The sequence below is a fragment of the Massilia psychrophila genome (assembly GCF_002760665.1).
Taxonomy (GTDB): Bacteria; Pseudomonadota; Gammaproteobacteria; order Burkholderiales; family Burkholderiaceae_D; genus JAFCUW01.
Genome location: NZ_PDOB01000002.1, coordinates 74,051 through 90,587, shown reverse-complemented (window position 1 = coordinate 90,587; position 16,537 = coordinate 74,051). Strand labels below are relative to the sequence as shown.

The following is a 16,537-nucleotide window of genomic DNA, read 5'->3' as shown; positions in this document are numbered from 1 at the left end:
CACGAACCAGCTGACTTGTGCATCGTTTTGACGAAAAATTTCAATCCATGTATAATCGCAGGTTCCCCCGGTACCGCACAGGCTCGACGTGATGTCACCGGGAGAGATTCTTTTAAACATTTGATGAGGTTTCCTATCATGTACGCGGTCATAAAAACCGGTGGCAAGCAGTATAAAGTTGTCGCTGGCGAAAAACTTAAAGTAGAACAGATACCGGCAGACATTGGTTCCGAACTCACCATCGATCAAGTTCTCGCAGTAGGCGCGGGCGACACCATCAAGTTTGGTGCGCCATTGGTCGAAGGTGCAACGGTGCTGGTTACTGTTGTGGCACACGGTCGTCACGATAAAGTGAAGATTTTCAAGATGCGTCGTCGTAAGCACTACCAGAAGCACCAGGGCCATCGCCAGAACTTCACCGAAATCCAAATCGTATCGATCAACGGCTAATTGCTGTTTGCCGGGCGCGGTCAGCCCGGCGCAGCAAGCCCAGTTCAGCAGAGCTATCAAGGAGCATTAAATGGCACACAAAAAAGGCGGCGGCACAACGCGTAACGGCCGCGACTCAGAATCAAAGCGCCTCGGCGTCAAGGTGTATGGCGGCCAGGCAATCAATGCCGGCGGCATCATCATCCGTCAGCGCGGCACCCCGGTGCGCGCAGGCGAAAACGTCGGCCTGGGCAAGGATCACACCTTGTTCGCGCTGGTCGACGGCAAGGTGAAGTTTCTCGTCAAGGGCGCCGGTTCGAAGCAATTCGTCACCGTCATCCCGAACGAAGTGGCTGCAGTCGCTGCTTAAGTTCCACGCGCTGCTTGCGGCGCACACTTTGTAAGGCGCAAGCCTTCAATCGAAAGGCTCTGCCAACGGTAGGGCCTTTTTAGTTTTATGGCGGTACAAAATTATGAAGTTTATCGACGAAGCAAAAATCGAAGTCATCGCCGGCGACGGTGGAAATGGCTGCGCCTCGTTCTGCCGTGAGAAATTCCGCCCGTTCGGCGGACCTGACGGCGGCGACGGCGGCAAGGGCGGCTCGATCTGGGCCGTGGCAGACCGCAACATCAACACGCTGGTCGACTTCCGCTACTCCAAGATGCACAAGGCCAGGGACGGCGAGCCCGGCCGCGGCGCCGACTGCTACGGCAAGGGCGCGGACGACATCCACATGCGCATGCCGGTGGGCACCTTGATCGTCGATAACAACAGTGGCGAGATCATTGCCGACCTGACCGAACACGGCCAGGTGGAATTGCTCGCCAAGGGCGGCGAGGGCGGCTGGGGCAACATCCACTTCAAGTCCTCGACCAACCGCGCGCCGCGTCAAAAAGGCGAAGGCAAGGAAGGCGAACGGCGCGAACTGCGCCTGGAGCTGAAGGTGCTGGCCGACGTCGGCCTGTTGGGCATGCCGAACGCCGGCAAGTCTACCTATATTACTGCCGTCTCGAACGCCAAGCCGAAGATCGCCGACTACCCGTTCACCACCTTGCACCCGAACCTGGGCGTGGTGCGGGTGTCGCACGAGAAGAGCTTCGTGATCGCCGATATTCCGGGCCTGATCGAAGGCGCGTCGGAAGGCGCCGGCCTCGGCCACCAGTTTCTGCGCCATCTGCAGCGCACGGGTTTGTTGCTGCACATCGTCGACCTGGCGCCGTTCGAGACCAATGTGGATCCGGTCAAGGAAGCCAAGGCGCTGGTCAAGGAGCTGGAAAAATACGACGAATCGCTGGTGGAAAAACCGCGTTGGCTGGTGCTCAACAAGCTCGACATGGTGCCCGAAGAAGACCGCAAGAAGGTCGTCAAGGACTTCGTCAAGCGCATGGCCTGGAAAGGCCCGGTGTTCGAGATCTCGGCCCTGAGCCATGCCGGCTGCCCTGAGCTGGTGAACGCCATCTACAAGCACCTCGAAGAGAAAAAATCGCTCGAGCACCGCGCCGAAGAAACGCAGATGACCGAGGAAGCGCGCGGCATCGCGTCGATCGATCCGGACGATCCGCGCTTCAAGATCCTCGAAGACTGAATCGACGGCACGACCCTTGTCGATGACCCGGACCCGGACTCGGACCTGGGCGCCATTGCGCGCCTGGCTGCGCTGTCAGCTGCTGCAGCTGACAGCGCTCGTGTGTTCGCTGGCTGCTTTGATGGCCATGCTGGACCCGGACCGGGTGGCGATCGGCATGGGAGAATTCCCCGTTGGCGTCAATGGCTACAGCCAGTTTTACGCCATCTATGTCGGTGTTCGTCTCGCTACCGCGGGATTGGCGCTGTTAGCGGCAAGGCGAGGCGATCAGCCAATCCTCGGCGATATCACCGCCTTGTTCATCCTGGCGCAGCCGGCGGGCCGCTTTGTCGCCGCTTTTGCAATCGGTCTGCCCCAGGGATTTTTATTAGTCGTATGCGGGATCGAATTGGCTGGCGGCGTCGCGCTGCTGGCCTTGCGCCCGCGCTGATCGTTGAAATGGGCCGCCGCCGATGAAATCCGTCATACAGAACGCCTCCCGCATCATCATCAAGGTCGGCTCCTCGCTCGTCACCAACGACGGCCGCGGGCTCGACTCAGCCGCCATCGCGCGCTGGGCGCTGCAGATCGCCGGCTTGCGCGCGCTCGGCAAGGAAGTCGTGCTGGTGAGCTCGGGGGCGATCGCCGAAGGCATGCTGCGCCTCGGTTTTGCGCGCCGTCCCACCGATATCCATGAACTGCAGGCCTGCGCCGCGGTCGGCCAGATGGGCCTGGCGCAGATGTACGAGTCGAGCTTTCGCGCCCACGGCCTGGGCACCGCCCAGGTGCTGCTGACGCACGCCGACCTGGCTGACCGCGAACGCTACCTGAACGCCCGTTCGACCTTGATGACCTTGCTGCGCCTGGGCGTGGTCCCGATCATCAACGAGAACGACACAGTGGTCACCGACGAAATCAAGTTCGGCGACAACGATACCCTGGGCGCGCTGGTGGCCAACCTGATCGAGGCCGATGCGCTGGTCATCCTCACCGACCAGCACGGCCTGTTTTCGGCCGACCCGCGCAAGGACCCGCTGGCTACCTTGATTGCCGAAGGACAGGCGGGCGACCCGGCGTTAGAGGCGATGGCCGGCGGCGCCGGCAGCAGCATCGGCAGCGGCGGCATGCTGACCAAGATCCTGGCGGCGAAGCGGGCGGCGCGCTCCGGCGCCCACACCATTATCGCCTGGGGCCGCGACAGCGACGTTTTGACGCGGCTGGCCAACGGCGAAGCGATCGGCACCCAGCTGACCGCGCAGACCGGGCGCATGACCGCGCGCAAGCAATGGATGACCGACCATCTGCACACCGCCGGCAAGGTCACGCTCGACTCCGGTGCGGTGCAAAAGCTGACGAAAGAAGGCAAGTCGCTGCTGCCGATCGGCGTTGTCAAGGTGACGGGCGAATTCGGCCGCGGCGCGGTGATCACGTGCGTGCGCGAGGACGGCACGGCGGTGGCGCGCGGGCTGTCGAACTACAGCAGCGGTGAGGCGCGCCGCATCATGCGAAAACCGTCGTCGGAGATCGAGAAGGTGCTTGGCTTTCTCGAGGGGCCTGAGCTGATTCACCGCGATAATCTGGTGCTGCTTTAAAGGCCGTCTTGCGTCGTCCTCGCGTGCGCGCGGATGACGGTCTTGAGATGGGCGGCTTCGGCCTGTTCAATGCAAACCCGGCGCACCCTGCGCCAGGCGCAGCTCGATGCCGCTGATGACCGCATGGATGTCGTCGGACGAAACCGGCGCGCTGAAATAGTAGCCCTGGCCGAGGTGGCAGCCATGTGCCAGCAGCCAGTTCATCTGCTGTTCGCTTTCAACGCCTTCGGCCACCACCAGCATTTTCAGCGCCACCCCCATCGCCACGATGGCCTGGGTCAGCTTTTCGGCATTCGGGTCTTCCAGCATGCTGAAGGTGAACGATTGGTCGATCTTGATGCTCTGCAAAGGCAGCTGGCGCAGGTAGCTGAGCGATGAAAAGCCGGTGCCGAAGTCGTCCAGCGTGGTCGAGATGCCGCGCAGGTTGAGTGCGGCCAGCACGCTGCGTGTCTTGCCCAGTTCGCGCATCGCGCACGACTCGGTGACTTCGACTTCGATGGCGGCGGCCGGCACCTGGAATTCGTCCAGCAGGTCGCCCAGGTATTCGACCAGGTTGGTCGACATGATGTCGGCCATCGACAGGTTGACCGCCATCGGCAGCGTCGCCAGGCCCTGTGCGCGCCATCGCGCCTGCGCTTGGACCGCGTGGCGCATTACCCAGCGGTCGATCCGCACGATCTGGTCGCTGCGCTCGGCCAGCGGGATGAAGGTAGTGGGCGGCGTCTCGCCGCGGGTCGGATGGTTCCAGCGCACCAGCGCCTCGATGCCGACCACGTGCCGGCTGGCCAGATCTACCTTCGGCTGGAACACCAGCGACAGCTCGTTCTTCTTAACCGCCTCGTTCAGGTCGCGCTCGAGCAAATACAGGTTCATCTGGTCCGACTCCATCGACGCATCGAACACGGCGCTGCGCGAACGGCCCTGCGACTTGGCGTGGTACAGCGCGAGGTCGGCGCGGCGCAGCAGTTCGCTGACGGCGCGGCCGTGGTCGGGCGGAATGGCGAGGCCGACCGAGACCGTCATGCGCAGCTGTTGTCCGTTGATGTCGAACGGCTTCGCGACGGTCTGGTGCAATCGTTCGGCGAAGGCGAGCGCGACGGCCGGGTCGAGGCTGTCCATCTGAAACACCAGCACGAATTCGTCGCCGCCCAGGCGCGCCAACAGGTCGCAGTCGCGGATCTCCGCGCTGAGGCGGCGGCTGAACTGCAGCAGTACCTGGTCGCCGGTGGCATGGCCGTAGGCGTCATTGATTCTCTTGAAGTGGTCGAGGTCGAACAGCAGCAGTGCGGCGTCGAACTGGCGCGCCTCCAGCCGTCGGTTGACTTCGTCTTCCATGGTGCGCCGGTTGTACAGGCCGGTGAGCTGGTCGTGGTGGGCGCGCCAGTGCAGCTTTTCGTGGAGCGTGCGGTTGACGCGCAGCTTGTTCACTTCGCTCAGTAACTGCAGCAGCGATTGCAGCGCCTCCGCCTCGGCCGCGCTCCATGGCGCACAGCGGCCTTGCACCTGCTGCTGCCATTCGGCGAACGAGCGGCGCGGCTCGAGCCGCACCTGGCCATCGGGCAGCGCCGCGGTTTCCTTGTGCGGCTGGCCGGCCCAGCGCACCTGCTGCACCACTTCCGGACGGGTGACGAAACAAAAAATCGTGTGCTCCTCGTAGCGGTGCGCCAGCAGCATGCCGGCCGCCTGCGGCAGCGACGGCAGCGCGCTCTGGTCCAGCGTCAGCAGGTCGTCCCACATGTGCACGCCCGGCGCGCGCTGGGTCTGGTCAAGCCGTGCCAGCACGTCGGCAACCACGTGGTCGGCCGGGTGCGGCCGCCGCCCGGGACCGGCGACGTAGACCAGGCCGTTGACGCACACGCCGAGCGTGTTGGCGTCGAACGCGGCGAGGAGTTCGGGCAGCCGCTGGCGCAGCACCTCGGTGATGTCCTCGCCCAGCATCAGCGCCTGGTGGAGCTGGCTGAGTATGGCGTTGAAGCGCAGCCGCACCTCGGCCGCTTCGAGCTTGGACAGCGTCTCGATGCGCATGTTGGTCACTTCGGCCGCCAGTTCGCAGACCTGGCGCAGGCCTTCGCGGATCTGGTAGGGCGGCACCTTCGGCGCGTGGTGATGGCAGGCGATCAGCCCCCACAGCTTGCCGTCGATGACGATTGACATCGTCAGCGTTGCCCGCACGCCCATGTTGCGCAGATAAACCAGGTGCACCGGCGACAGGCCGCGCAGCATGCAGTGGCTCTGGTCGAGTACCGCGCCGCCGGGCAGCTGTGGCGGCACCAGCGTGTCCGGCGCTGCCTCGACGTCGGCCAGCACGCGCAGACGGTTGGTCAGGTACAGCGCGCGCGCCTGCGCCGGGATGTCGGTGGCCGGAAAGCGCAAGCCGATGAATTTGGGCTGGTAGCGGTCCGACGTATGCTCGGCCAGCACTTCGCCGCTGTCGTCGGGCAGGAAGCGGTAGATCATCACGCGGTCGAAATCGGCGAAAACCTGCACGATGCGTGCGCATTCAGGCAGGAACGTATCGGTCCGGTCGTTGTGGCGCAGGCGGGCGATGACGGCAACGATATCCGAAATGGTCCGGCTTTGCACGTGCAACTGCTCGGCGGTGGTGGCCTGCGGCAGCCATTCGAGCACCGCCAGCTTGCCGCTGCGGTGGCCCAGGCATTCCCAGTCGGCCGAGTTGGTCGACATGGCCGACTCGGGCGGCGATCGATCGGGAGCCGTGCGTTCGAAGCGCGCGCGCCATGGCAGCGCCATCGGCTGCGTGAGCGGCAGCGCGTCCAACGCGTCCGGCCGGTCGCCGCGCTCGACCCACTCGAGTAGCGGTGCGCCGACCAGCGCCTCGGCATTTGCCAAGCCTGGCCAGTGGCGCGCGATGCCGCTCGAAACCTGGACAATGGTGCCGCTGGCGACATCGACCGCCATCAAAAAACCGTGCGGCTGCACTGTGCCCAACAGATGTATCGGTTCCTGGGCACACGCTTTTTCCAACTCTGCTGAAATAGTGTCTTTTCGCATGCATGCCGGCTTTTTGACGGAGCGAATCACCGTAAGACTCATCTTACGGCAAGGAGTTCACACGCCGTCGGGCGCCGGCGTCTTCGGCTTGTAGTCGCACAGGTCGGCAATCAGGCAGTTCCAGCACTGCGGTTTGCGGGCGATGCAGGTGTAGCGGCCGTGCAGGATCAGCCAGTGATGGGCGTCGTGCAAAAACGCCTTCGGCACGAACCTGAGCAGCTTCTGCTCGACGATGTCGACATTCTTGCCCGGCGCTATGCCGGTGCGGTTCGACACCCGGAAGATGTGGGTGTCGACCGCCATGGTCGGGTCGCCGAAGGCGGTGTTGAGCACCACGTTGGCGGTCTTGCGGCCGACCCCGGGCAGGGCTTCGAGCGCTGCGCGCGAATGCGGCACTTCGCCGCCGTACTGGTCAACCAGGATCTGGCAGGTGGCGATGACGTTCTTCGCCTTGGTGTTGTACAGCCCGATGGTGGCGATGGCGCTCTTCAGTTCATCGACTCCCAGTGCCAGTATCGACTGCGCCGTGTTGGCCACCGGGTACAGCTTGCGCGTGGCCTTGTTGACGCCGACGTCGGTCGACTGGGCCGACAGCAGCACGGCGATCAGCAGCTCGAACGGGGTGGTGTAGGCGAGCTCGGTCGTCGGGTGCGGATTGGCGGCGCGAAAGCGGGTGAAAATTTCGAGGCGCTTATTTGTATTCATCGGTATTCATCGGAATTCATCGGAATTCATCGGAATTCATCGATCAGTCTTCGGCCGGCGGCGTGGCCGCTTTTGCGCGCGCGCGCTCTATGGCGGCGGCAATGATGGCGCGCTTGCGCTCCTTTTCGGCCAGTTCCTGCGCCGTGTTGGCCGCTTCATCGTTCACTGCGCGCAGCTTGGCGATCGCCTTGGCGGCCAGCCTGGCATCGTTCTCGAGGCGTTCGCGTTCGAGACGCCGGGTGCGAAAATCGTGGCGTTCGCGGGCGGCGTCGGCCTGCGCCTGCGTCCACCCATCCCAGCCGGTGGCGTCGCCCGTGACCGGGAACATGACGATACAGTCGACCGGGCAGGGCGCCACGCACAGGTCGCAGCCGGTGCACAGGCTCGGCAGGATGGTGTGCATCTGCTTGGCCGCGCCGAGGATGGCGTCGACCGGGCAGGCCTGGATGCACAAGGTGCAGCCGATACACAGCTGCTCGTCGATGAAGGCGACCGGGCGCCCCCGCTCGAAGCCGTTGGCCGGGTTGATCGGGATGACCGCATGGCCGGTGAGGGCGGCGATGCGGCGCACGCCCTCGATGCCGCCGGGCGGGCACTGGTTGATGGCGGCGCTGCCAATGGCGACCGCCTCGGCGTACGGCCGGCAAGCCGGGTAGCCGCACTTGCTGCACTGCGTCTGCGGCAACACGTCTTCGATCAGGTCGGCAAGGGTCTTGGTCACGGTGTCGGGAAGGCTGAAAACGTCATGGCTGAAAACTCCATTATCCGACAAATGGCGCGCAGCCGGGCGGTGACCGGCACCAGCGCACGCGGATTGCATGGGGTAAAGGTTTTATTTAGTAACATTGTTACTTATAATATAATTAATATCCCGTTTCATCCATGGTGACAATTCGATGATTGAAGTCAAAAATCTTTCCAAGCGGTTTCCACAGGCGAACAAGCCGGACAAGTCCGCACGGCGCGACGTGCGTGAAAGCGAGGGCTGGTTCAACGCGGTGCGCAACGTCAGCTTTCACTGCGCGCCGGGCGAAGTGCTCGGCCTGCTCGGCCCCAACGGCGCCGGCAAGACCACCACCTTGCGCCTGCTGGCCACCGCCCTCACGCCGGACAGCGGCACGGCCTCGATCAACGGCATCGACATCATCGACCAGCCGATGCTGGCGCGCCGGCAGATCGGCTTTCTATCGGGGACCACTGGCCTGTATGGCCGCCTGACGGCGCGCGAAAACGTCGAGTACTTCGGCCGCCTGCACGGCATGGCCGCGCCCCAACTGAAACGCCGCTGCGACGAGTTGTTCGATCAGTTGCAGATCCATGACTTCAGCCACAAGCGCACCGACGAGCTGTCGACCGGCATGAAGCAGAAATGCTCGATCGCCCGCGCCGTCGTGCACGAACCGCGCGTGATCATCCTCGACGAACCGACCACCGGACTCGATGTCATGGCGGCCAAGGTCTTGCTCGACTTCATGGCCAGCAGCAAACGCGCCGGCATCCCGCTCATTTTTTCGACCCACCATTTGCACGAGGTGGAGAAACTGTGCGACCGGGTCTGCGTCATCAATGGCGGCGCCAGCGTCTTCGACGGCACCACCGCGGCATTCCGCCAGCAGGGCGGCGGCGATATTTTCGACGCCTTCGTCGATGTCATCAATCGGACCAACCAGTCCAACGAAAGGAGCGCGGCCTGATGTGAATCGTCTACCTGAAGGAAATGCGCTCGCTGCTGCGTGACCGCAAGACGCTGATTTTTACCATACTGATCCCGATTTTCGCAATGCCGTTGATCGGTTTCGGGTTTGCGTACGTGGCCCAGTCAATGAACGCCAGGGCGCAGGCGCAGGAAATAAAATATGCGATCTTCGGCGCGCACAATGCGCCTGCCGTCGCCGCCCTGTTCGCCCGCGAGAGCGGGTTTCGCACGGTGCCGCTGGATAAGTCCGTGAACATCAAGGACGCGATCGGCGACGGCCGCATCAAGGTCGCGTTTAACCTGCCGGAACGCTTTGATGAGGTGATCAATTCGAGCCAGCAGGCCGGCCTCGAGCTGCACTTCAACAGCGCCGACGCCGGCGACATCGTGCGCAAGCGGGTGGGCGCCGTCGTCGAGAAATACAATAGCGCGCTGCGCCAGAAGGCCCTGGCCGATTTCAAGCTCACGCCGCCACAGTTGGCGTTCGTGCTCAATCCGGTGCGGCTCGACGAACGCTCGACGGCGAACCAGCGCGAACGGATCGGCGCCCTGATCGGCGGCATGCTGCCGTACTTCCTGCTGTTCGTTTGCCTGCTGGCGGCGACCTATCCGGCGATCGACCTGGGCGCCGGCGAAAAGGAAGCCGGCACACTCGAAACACTGTTGCTGGCGCCGATTGCGCGCAGCGAACTGGTGATGGGCAAGTTCATGGTACTGTTTTCGGTCGGCCTGGCGGCGGCGCTGCTGATGGTGACCAGCCTGGGTGTGGTGCTGCGTTTTTTTGCCGCGCGTATCGACGCCGACCTGGCCGCGGTGGTGTCGACGCTGGGCTTGGGCGACCTGGCGCTGGTCGGCCTGATGCTGGTGCCCACCGCTGCCATCTTCGCCTCGGTGCTGCTGGCCATGTCGATCTATGCCAAGAGCTACAAGGAAGCCACCGGCATGATGCAGCCGTTGGTGATGGTGACCATCCTGCCGGTGGTGCTGGCGATGGTGCCGGGCGTGGAGCTGAACTGGCTGTGGGCATCGGTACCGCTCACCAACATCGCGCTGGCGATGAAGGAGATCGTCAAGGGCACCATGGATTATCAGAAATTTTTGATGATCCTGTTTTCCAGCAGCGTCATCGCGGCCCTGTTGCTGGCGTGGTGCCGCAACTGGTTCGGCCGCGAACAGGTGCTGTTTCGCGACTAGAAAGCGGCTGACGGCCAAAAAAAATCGCCTGCCCGGAAACCCGGGGAGGCGATTTTTGCATTTTAGGCGTTTAAAACGACCGGCGCGATCAGCCGTGTTTTGCGATGAATTCGCCAATTTTCGGGCAGATCATCTCGCGCCAGCGGCGGCCCGAGAAAATGCCGTAGTGGCCGCATCCCGGCGCCACGAAGTCCTGTTGCATGGCGGCCGGAATGGCGCTGCACAGCACGTGCGCGGCCTGGGTCTGGCCGGCGCCGGAGATGTCATCGAGCTCGCCTTCGACGGTGAACAGCGCCACCGTCGTGATGTCCTGCGGGCGTACCAGCTGGCCGCCGACGACCCAGGTGCCCATCGGCAGGCTGTGCTCCTGGAACACGGTCTTGATGGTGTCGAGGTAGTACTCGGCCGGCATGTCGAGCACCGCGTTGTATTCGTTGTAGAACTGGCGGTGGCTTTCGGCCGGCTCGTCGTCGCCCAGCACCAGGTGCTGGTAGAACTCGCGGTGGCTCTGGGCGTGGCGGCCCGGATTCATTGCAATGAAGCCGGCGTGCTGCAGGAAGCCCGGATAAACCCGGCGCCCGGAGCCGGGATAGTTGTTCGGCACCGCGTAAATCACGGTATTTTCAAACCACGAAAACGGTTTTTCGACCGCCAGGTCGTTGACCGCGGTCGGCGACTTGCGCGGGTCGATCGGGCCGCCCATCATCGTCATGGTCTTCGGCAGCTTCGGATCCTTGGCGGTGGCCATCAGCGAAATGGCCGCCAGCACCGGCACCGTCGGCTGGCACACCGAGATTACGTGCAGGTCAGGGGCCAGCAGGCGGATGAAGTCCTGCACATAATAGATGTAGTCGTCGAGGTGGAAAGCACCTTCCGACAACGGCACCATGCGGGCGTCGGTCCAGTCGGTGATGTAGACGTCATGCTGGGGCAGCAGGCCGCGCACGGTGTCGCGCAGCAAGGTCGAGTGGTGGCCCGACAGCGGGGCGACCAGCAGCACCTTCGGCTGGGCGAGCGCGCCGATCTTCTGGTCGGAGAGGTCTTTCTTGAAGTGCAGCAGGCGGCAGAACGGGCGCGTGACAACGGTGCGCTCCATGATTCCGACGGTTTCGCCGTTCACCAGGACGGTGCCGATGTCGAACGCCGGCTTCTCGTAATCCTTGCCAAGACGGTACATCAGCTCGTAGCCGGCGGCGATGCGCTGGGAAAACGGTGTGTGGGCAAACGGCGATACTGGATTTGAAAACAGTTTTGAGGAAGCGTCAGCCCATTGCATCATCGGGGTCAGGAAAGAGCGCTGCATCTCGTGCAATTGGTAAAGCATAAAAGTTTCCTTCGTGATAGCAAAGCGTCGCAAATGCGCAGCCTGTGCTGTAATTATAGGCTAAACCGCCTTGCTTACTACGACTTGACGTTCCACTTGGCAATGGCAAATGCCCGATAAGTTTGCATCGCTTTAAGTGCCATAACAACTGTTTATCACGTTTTGGACACGCCGTCGGTTTTATGCCGCACATATAAAACAAATGCCCCGCAAGCGGGGCATTTCAGGGCAAGTTCATCACGTTGATGAACTTCAGCGCGCGGTCGACGCCCGGGATTGCGATCGCCGGGACGAAAAACAACGGCGCCTGGTTCAGCGAATCAGCTGGTCGAGCTTGTCCTTGACGTCTTTCCACTTCTCGGCGTCAGGCAGGGCCGATTTAGTCTTGGTGATGGATGGCCAGGCGCGCGACAGATCGACGTTGATCTTGATGAACGGCACCTGATCGGCCGGCACGTCTTCCTCGGCAAAAATGGCGTTGACGGGGCATTCGGCCACGCAGACGGCGCAGTCGATGCACTCGTCAGGATCGATGATCAGGAAATTCGGGCCTTCCCGGAAACAATCTACCGGGCATACATCGACGCAATCGGTGTAACGACAGCTGATGCATGATTCGGTGACAACGTGGGTCATAACAGTCCTATCAATGAAGGTGGCGCGCCCAGGCGGTGGTCCACCCGAGCACGGCAAAGCACTGTATTTTAGGGCAATTCGGGTATTCCGACAAATCACGCTCAGACACAATCCGCATAAGCATATGAAGATCGGGAGTCCAGGCCCGGTACACGCCGGCTTACCGGCGGGATCGGCCTCAGGCGAGGTTGCGCAGCTGCGACACCAGCGCCTGCCATGGCGCCGAGTCGGGGCTGCCGTCCTCGGCGAAGGTGACGGTGTGGTGGCGCGCGCCGTCGGCGACGGTGATGTTCCAGCGTCCGATGTCGGCGCCGATGGTTGGCGGTGGGACGGCGCCGAAAAAATCGAGAGAATGGAGCAGCGCCTCGATCGATGCGCCTTGGTCGAGCTCGCCGGTGTCGAGCTCGTAGTGTTCGCGTAAGCCGCTGAAGCCGCCGCTGCCGGTCGCCGAAATTTTCATGATGTCGACAAGATTACCCCAAACTACCGCAGCCGCGCCGGGCCGGCAAACGGCGCGTGCTGGCCGGCGCCGGTTTTTTCGCCGTCCGGCCGGTCGTCGCCAGGGGCCGGCGGCGCTTCCGGCGGCATGGCCGGGCCGTCGCGGCCGTGCTCGGCGCACCAGCGCGCCAGCGCCTGCGCTTCGGCGTCGAGCACGTGGGCAAGGTTGTAATACTCGGCCAGGTTCATGGTGCCGCAGCAGGCACGCCGATCCTGCACCGCGCCGGGGGAATCCTGCACGCCCGGCAGCAACACCTGGGCGGCATAATCTTCGGCCAGGGGCACTGGCGACTCGACTACTTCGCGCAGGGTGAAGCGGTTGCGGATGCTGTTGCGGTACTCGATTGGCCTGGCGTCCTCGGCGCACAGGCGCAGCATCTGGTTAACCACGTCGGCGTAAGTGGCGCCGACGTCGGGCGCGGCCACCAGCGCGCGCAGCACCAGGGCTCCCAGGTACGCGCCGACGCCGTGCAAGGTCACGGCGTCGTCCTGCAGCGCCGGGTTGCGCTCGAACGCGAACAGGTCGGCCAGGATGTCGTATACGGCGCCGGTAAACACCTGCGACAGGGCATGCACCTCGGTGCCGGCGTCCGACAAAGTCAGGTCGTTGTCGGCGTTGCGCAGGCCCGTGGAGGTGCCCAGCGCCAGGCCGAACTGCTCGGCGATGTCGGCCAGGAAGGTTTTGTCGTGCAGCCGCGCCTTGGTCTGGGCGATGACCGCTTCGCACTGGTCGAGCTGGGACAGCGCCAGGAAGATCGCCGTCAGGTCGCCGAACGACTCGTGCAGGCCGCCGGTCTGGGGCGGATTGTCGGCGCCGAGCCAGTCGGGCTTGAGGCCGTCAAGCACGGCGTGGCCGGTCTCGTGCGCGACGATGTCGAAGGAACGGCAGGTGAACACCCGCTCGGCTTTGCCGTCAGGTACAAAGTCGCCGAACTTCAGGCAGCCCTGGGAGCGGCTGTAGAACGCATTCATCACGTTCGGCAAGCCGTAGGGAAAGACTTGTATCGGCGAGGTGTCGACGCTGCTGTTCCATTGCCACGGCAGCGGCATGTCGTTGCCCGCCGCCGACAGCGCGCGCTGGTACATCGTCAGGGTCTGGCGCACGACGGCGAAGGTGTGGACGGCGTCGAACTGCGGGCTGTCGGGCGTGGCAATGAAGTCGCCAAAGGCATTCGGGCTGACCGGCGCGATGCCAGGGTCGCCCGAGATGATGCGGGCGTCGCGCGGACCGTCGAGCACGATGCCGGGCAGGAACGCCTTGCGGGTGCCGATCTCGGACACCGACGGGTCTTGCTTCCACATCAGCACGCGCGCGCCGAAGGCAAACGGCAGCGGTATGGGGCGCGGCGCGGGCGTGTCGTTGGCGCCGGGGCCGTGGCGCGGCGCGCCGGGTTCGTCGAGCAGTTGCGCCGACTTGCGGTGCTGGCGGTAGGCGGCGCTCGGGGTCGGCACATAACTGACCGGCGCCGGGGCGCGTTCGGTGGACAAGGTATCGTCGGGCAGTGGATCGCGGGGATTCATCGTTATTTCTCCTTCGAAAGCTGCGGTTTTTCTCTGGGAAATAGTCCCGCCATGTGCGGTCGGCGTGTTTGATCTGTGTCAAGATGCTCGACAGTGAGTGGAAATGTGCCGGCGGCGCGGCCTTTTTGCCCATGCAGGCAATGCCGGGCTGGCATCCGGCCTGACGGGCTGGCATGATACCGGCTTGTTCAGGAATTATTCGGAAGGCAGCACGACATGGCGGACATCAACATCAATCAGGCGCACAGCCTGAGCCCGGCAAAAGCGCGCGAAGCGGCCCAGAAAGTGGCCGACAAGATGGCGCGCGACTATCAATTGGACTGCCAGTGGGATGAGAACGTGCTCAGGTTCGAGCGCAGCGGCGTGCACGGCGCGCTGACGCTGGGCGAGCAGCGGGCCGACATGGTGATCCGGCTCGGCTTTTTGATGAGCGCGTTTTCGGCGACCATCGAAGCGAAGGTCGCCGAAAACATGCGCAAGGTGTTTGGCGCAACTTAGCGCACTGAGCGGACTTAGGGTAGAGCGTCGTTTCTGCCGATGGTAGAAACGACAATATTATTACTCGTCCTTCAGCTCTTCGATCAGGTCGACGTACTGCTGCATCGCGTCGTCCTCCGACACGCTCTTGAAACCGTCCCAGGCGTCGAACTTGGCGCGCCCGACCATGTCGGTGAAGCCGGGACGCTCGCCCGTGGCGTCGCCAGCCGAGGCCTGCTTGTACAGGCCGTAAATCTTCAGCAGGGTCATGTTGTCGGGACGCTCAGGCAAATTCTTGGAATCGGCCTGTGCCTGGACAAACTGTTCTTGCAAGCGCATAAATACTCCTGGAGACGGGAAGGAAAGGCCTGGGCGAATCAGACTGCCAGCAGCTCGACGTCGAAAATCAGGGTGGCGTTCGGCGGAATCGCGCCGCCGGCGCCGCGTGCGCCATAGCCCAGGCTGGCAGGAATCGTCAGGCGGCGCGCGCCACCGACTTTCATGCCTTGAACGCCTTCATCCCAGCCCTTGATGACCTGGCCGGCGCCCAGCGAAAACTGGAAAGGATCGTTGCGGTCCTTGCTCGAATCGAACTTGGCGCCGGCGCTGCCGTCGTCGTTGCGCAGCCAGCCGGTGTAGTGGACCGTGACATGCTGGCCGGCCTGCGCCTCGGCGCCTTCGCCGACCTTGCTGTCTTCGTACTGCAAGCCGGATTCAGTGGTAATTGTGGACATGATGTGCTTTCTTGATCAGGGTGATTGGCGATTGTAGTGCATGGCGTGTCAAAGCGCCATTAAACCCAATCGCAGCAGTGTTGTAGAGGCACGCTTGAATCTACGGCCACAGCGTTTCGCCCCATGCATTTCCACGTAAAATAACCATTTTTGCCTCCTCAAGCGACCCGTTCCCATGCTGCGCAGTGTTCACCGTCTTTTTCTTTCTGCCCTTTGTCTCGCTTTGCTCACAGTCAGCGCGCGCGCCAACGTCGTGGTGGTACTCAATTCGCGCGATGCCACGATCAAGCTGCTGAACCCGCAAACCTATGCCGAACTGGCCACTATCCCGGTCGGCAAGGAGCCGCATCACCTGATGTCGACACCGGACAACAAGTCGCTGATCGTTGCCAGCTCGGTCGGCAATGAACTGATTTTCCTCGACCCGGTCACCGGCCAGATCCAGCGCCGCTTGAAGGACGTGCTCGACCCGTACCAGATCGGCTTCTCGCCGGACCAGAAATGGTTCGTCAGCGCCTCGCTGCGGCTCGACCGGGTCGACATCTACAAATACGACGGCGCCAACCTGGTGCTGACCAAGCGCGTCCCGCTGGCCAAGCTGCCGAGCCATATGGCTTTCAACAAGGCCAGCGACACCGTCTTCATCACCCGCCAGGGCAGCGACCAGGTCAGCGCCATCGATCTCGCCACCCATGCCGTCAAGTGGACCGTCCCGGTTGGCAAGCTGCCGGCGGGGATTGCCATGACGCCGGACGACAAGCACCTGCTCGTTGGCATCATGGGCAGTGACTACGTCGAGGTGATCGACTGGCGCACGCAAAAGACGGTCAAGCGCATCAAGGCCGGCGACGGCACCCACAACTTCCGTTCGCTCGGCGACAAGCGCCATACCTTCGTGTCGAACCGGGTGTCGAATACGATTAACATCATCGACCAGGTGACGCTGGAAAACGTCGGCACCATCAACGTGCCGGGCGGCCCGGACTGCATGGAACTGACGAAGGATGGCAAGACACTGTGGGTGACGCTGCGCTGGATCAAAAAAGTCGCTGTGATCGACGTCGCCAGCCGCAAGGTGATCAAGCTGATCCCGGTCGGCCGTTCGCCACACGGCGTGTTCTTCGTCGACGCCGCGGCGCGCCTTTAATAAACGT

General features: G+C 63.1%; 18 protein-coding genes. 9 read left to right on the top strand and 9 right to left on the bottom strand.

What is annotated here, in order from left to right; translation table 11 throughout:
* The first annotated feature begins 138 nt into the window (after positions 1-138).
* The 5 genes from rplU (at position 139) to proB (ending at position 3,586) form a co-directional block, all read left to right on the top strand.
* The gene (rplU, locus tag CR103_RS02260) at positions 139-450 is read left to right on the top strand and encodes a 50S ribosomal protein L21 (RefSeq protein ID WP_054268134.1); all 312 of its coding nucleotides are present in this window, start codon (positions 139-141) and stop codon (positions 448-450) included.
* Positions 451-520: 70 nt separating this feature from the next.
* Positions 521-799, top strand: coding sequence for a 50S ribosomal protein L27 (gene rpmA / locus CR103_RS02255; protein WP_099914391.1), 279 nt, complete (start codon positions 521-523; stop codon positions 797-799).
* A 103-nt stretch (positions 800-902) separates the two neighbouring features.
* Positions 903-2,015: a GTPase ObgE gene (gene obgE, locus CR103_RS02250; protein ID WP_099914390.1), complete on the top strand. Its 1,113-nt coding sequence runs from the start codon at positions 903-905 to the stop codon at positions 2,013-2,015.
* Between the two features lie 55 nt (positions 2,016-2,070).
* Complete coding sequence (locus tag CR103_RS02245) at positions 2,071-2,445, top strand: DUF4345 family protein (RefSeq protein ID WP_229442638.1); 375 nt, start codon at positions 2,071-2,073, stop codon at positions 2,443-2,445.
* 22 nt (positions 2,446-2,467) lie between these two features.
* Positions 2,468-3,586, top strand: coding sequence for a glutamate 5-kinase (gene proB, locus CR103_RS02240; protein ID WP_099914388.1), 1,119 nt, complete (start codon positions 2,468-2,470; stop codon positions 3,584-3,586).
* A 66-nt stretch (positions 3,587-3,652) separates the two neighbouring features.
* Here the strand turns inward: proB and CR103_RS22985 are convergent, their stop codons facing one another.
* Genes CR103_RS22985 through rsxB form a run of 3 tightly spaced genes read right to left on the bottom strand, consistent with a single transcriptional unit; the run spans position 3,653 to position 8,024 of the window.
* Positions 3,653-6,598 carry a bifunctional diguanylate cyclase/phosphodiesterase gene (locus CR103_RS22985; RefSeq protein WP_218968438.1) on the bottom strand — a complete coding sequence of 982 codons (2,946 nt, stop codon included), beginning with the start codon at positions 6,596-6,598 and terminating at the stop codon, positions 3,653-3,655.
* Positions 6,599-6,655: 57 nt separating this feature from the next.
* On the bottom strand, positions 6,656-7,303 hold the full coding sequence (nth, locus tag CR103_RS02230; RefSeq protein WP_099914386.1) for an endonuclease III: 648 nt from the start codon (positions 7,301-7,303) through the stop codon (positions 6,656-6,658).
* A 43-nt stretch (positions 7,304-7,346) separates the two neighbouring features.
* The gene (gene rsxB / locus CR103_RS02225) at positions 7,347-8,024 is read right to left on the bottom strand and encodes an electron transport complex subunit RsxB (RefSeq protein WP_229442636.1); all 678 of its coding nucleotides are present in this window, start codon (positions 8,022-8,024) and stop codon (positions 7,347-7,349) included.
* Positions 8,025-8,199: 175 nt separating this feature from the next.
* Between rsxB and CR103_RS02220 the strand changes: the two genes are divergently transcribed.
* Together CR103_RS02220 and CR103_RS02215 are read left to right on the top strand one after the other, a co-directional pair.
* Complete coding sequence (locus CR103_RS02220) at positions 8,200-8,997, top strand: ABC transporter ATP-binding protein (protein ID WP_099914384.1); 798 nt, start codon at positions 8,200-8,202, stop codon at positions 8,995-8,997.
* Positions 8,998-9,002: 5 nt separating this feature from the next.
* The gene (locus tag CR103_RS02215; protein ID WP_307719664.1) at positions 9,003-10,193 is read left to right on the top strand and encodes an ABC transporter permease subunit; all 1,191 of its coding nucleotides are present in this window, start codon (positions 9,003-9,005) and stop codon (positions 10,191-10,193) included.
* Positions 10,194-10,281: 88 nt separating this feature from the next.
* On the opposite strand, the gene CR103_RS02210 is transcribed toward CR103_RS02215, so the two are convergent.
* From CR103_RS02210 to CR103_RS02195, 4 genes are all read right to left on the bottom strand, one after another.
* A complete protein-coding gene (locus CR103_RS02210; protein ID WP_099914383.1) occupies positions 10,282-11,517 on the bottom strand; it encodes a polyhydroxyalkanoate depolymerase in 1,236 nt (411 codons plus the stop codon).
* Positions 11,518-11,829: 312 nt separating this feature from the next.
* On the bottom strand, positions 11,830-12,153 hold the full coding sequence (gene fdxA, locus CR103_RS02205; RefSeq protein ID WP_099914382.1) for a ferredoxin FdxA: 324 nt from the start codon (positions 12,151-12,153) through the stop codon (positions 11,830-11,832).
* A 178-nt stretch (positions 12,154-12,331) separates the two neighbouring features.
* Positions 12,332-12,613, bottom strand: coding sequence for a protealysin inhibitor emfourin (locus tag CR103_RS02200; RefSeq protein ID WP_099914381.1), 282 nt, complete (start codon positions 12,611-12,613; stop codon positions 12,332-12,334).
* A gap of 23 nt (positions 12,614-12,636) precedes the next feature.
* A complete protein-coding gene (locus CR103_RS02195) occupies positions 12,637-14,172 on the bottom strand; it encodes a gluzincin family metallopeptidase (protein ID WP_229442632.1) in 1,536 nt (511 codons plus the stop codon).
* A 216-nt stretch (positions 14,173-14,388) separates the two neighbouring features.
* Here CR103_RS02195 and CR103_RS02190 point away from each other — a divergent pair, with 216 nt between their 5' ends.
* On the top strand, positions 14,389-14,670 hold the full coding sequence (locus CR103_RS02190) for a polyhydroxyalkanoic acid system family protein (RefSeq protein ID WP_099914380.1): 282 nt from the start codon (positions 14,389-14,391) through the stop codon (positions 14,668-14,670).
* 60 nt (positions 14,671-14,730) lie between these two features.
* On the opposite strand, the gene CR103_RS02185 is transcribed toward CR103_RS02190, so the two are convergent.
* Together CR103_RS02185 and CR103_RS02180 are read right to left on the bottom strand one after the other, a co-directional pair.
* Positions 14,731-14,988, bottom strand: coding sequence for an acyl-CoA-binding protein (locus tag CR103_RS02185; RefSeq protein WP_099914379.1), 258 nt, complete (start codon positions 14,986-14,988; stop codon positions 14,731-14,733).
* Positions 14,989-15,026: 38 nt separating this feature from the next.
* Positions 15,027-15,383: an FKBP-type peptidyl-prolyl cis-trans isomerase gene (locus tag CR103_RS02180; protein WP_099914378.1), complete on the bottom strand. Its 357-nt coding sequence runs from the start codon at positions 15,381-15,383 to the stop codon at positions 15,027-15,029.
* 175 nt (positions 15,384-15,558) lie between these two features.
* On the opposite strand from CR103_RS02180, the gene CR103_RS02175 reads away from it, so the two are divergent.
* Complete coding sequence (locus CR103_RS02175) at positions 15,559-16,530, top strand: YVTN family beta-propeller repeat protein (RefSeq protein ID WP_099914377.1); 972 nt, start codon at positions 15,559-15,561, stop codon at positions 16,528-16,530.
* Positions 16,531-16,537: the final 7 nt, after the last annotated feature.

Coding starts and splice junctions, on each gene's coding strand:
- CR103_RS02185 (WP_099914379.1), bottom strand. CDS start 14,988: ATGCGCTTGCAAGAACAGTTTGTCCAGGCACAGGCCGATTCCAAGAAT.
- obgE (WP_099914390.1), top strand. CDS start 903: ATGAAGTTTATCGACGAAGCAAAAATCGAAGTCATCGCCGGCGACGGT.
- nth (WP_099914386.1), bottom strand. CDS start 7,303: ATGAATACAAATAAGCGCCTCGAAATTTTCACCCGCTTTCGCGCCGCC.
- CR103_RS02210 (WP_099914383.1), bottom strand. CDS start 11,517: ATGCTTTACCAATTGCACGAGATGCAGCGCTCTTTCCTGACCCCGATG.
- CR103_RS02190 (WP_099914380.1), top strand. CDS start 14,389: ATGGCGGACATCAACATCAATCAGGCGCACAGCCTGAGCCCGGCAAAA.
- proB (WP_099914388.1), top strand. CDS start 2,468: ATGAAATCCGTCATACAGAACGCCTCCCGCATCATCATCAAGGTCGGC.
- CR103_RS02180 (WP_099914378.1), bottom strand. CDS start 15,383: ATGTCCACAATTACCACTGAATCCGGCTTGCAGTACGAAGACAGCAAG.
- CR103_RS02195 (WP_229442632.1), bottom strand. CDS start 14,172: ATGAATCCCCGCGATCCACTGCCCGACGATACCTTGTCCACCGAACGC.
- fdxA (WP_099914382.1), bottom strand. CDS start 12,153: ATGACCCACGTTGTCACCGAATCATGCATCAGCTGTCGTTACACCGAT.
- CR103_RS22985 (WP_218968438.1), bottom strand. CDS start 6,598: ATGCGAAAAGACACTATTTCAGCAGAGTTGGAAAAAGCGTGTGCCCAG.
- rpmA (WP_099914391.1), top strand. CDS start 521: ATGGCACACAAAAAAGGCGGCGGCACAACGCGTAACGGCCGCGACTCA.
- CR103_RS02200 (WP_099914381.1), bottom strand. CDS start 12,613: ATGAAAATTTCGGCGACCGGCAGCGGCGGCTTCAGCGGCTTACGCGAA.
- CR103_RS02175 (WP_099914377.1), top strand. CDS start 15,559: ATGCTGCGCAGTGTTCACCGTCTTTTTCTTTCTGCCCTTTGTCTCGCT.
- CR103_RS02220 (WP_099914384.1), top strand. CDS start 8,200: ATGATTGAAGTCAAAAATCTTTCCAAGCGGTTTCCACAGGCGAACAAG.
- rplU (WP_054268134.1), top strand. CDS start 139: ATGTACGCGGTCATAAAAACCGGTGGCAAGCAGTATAAAGTTGTCGCT.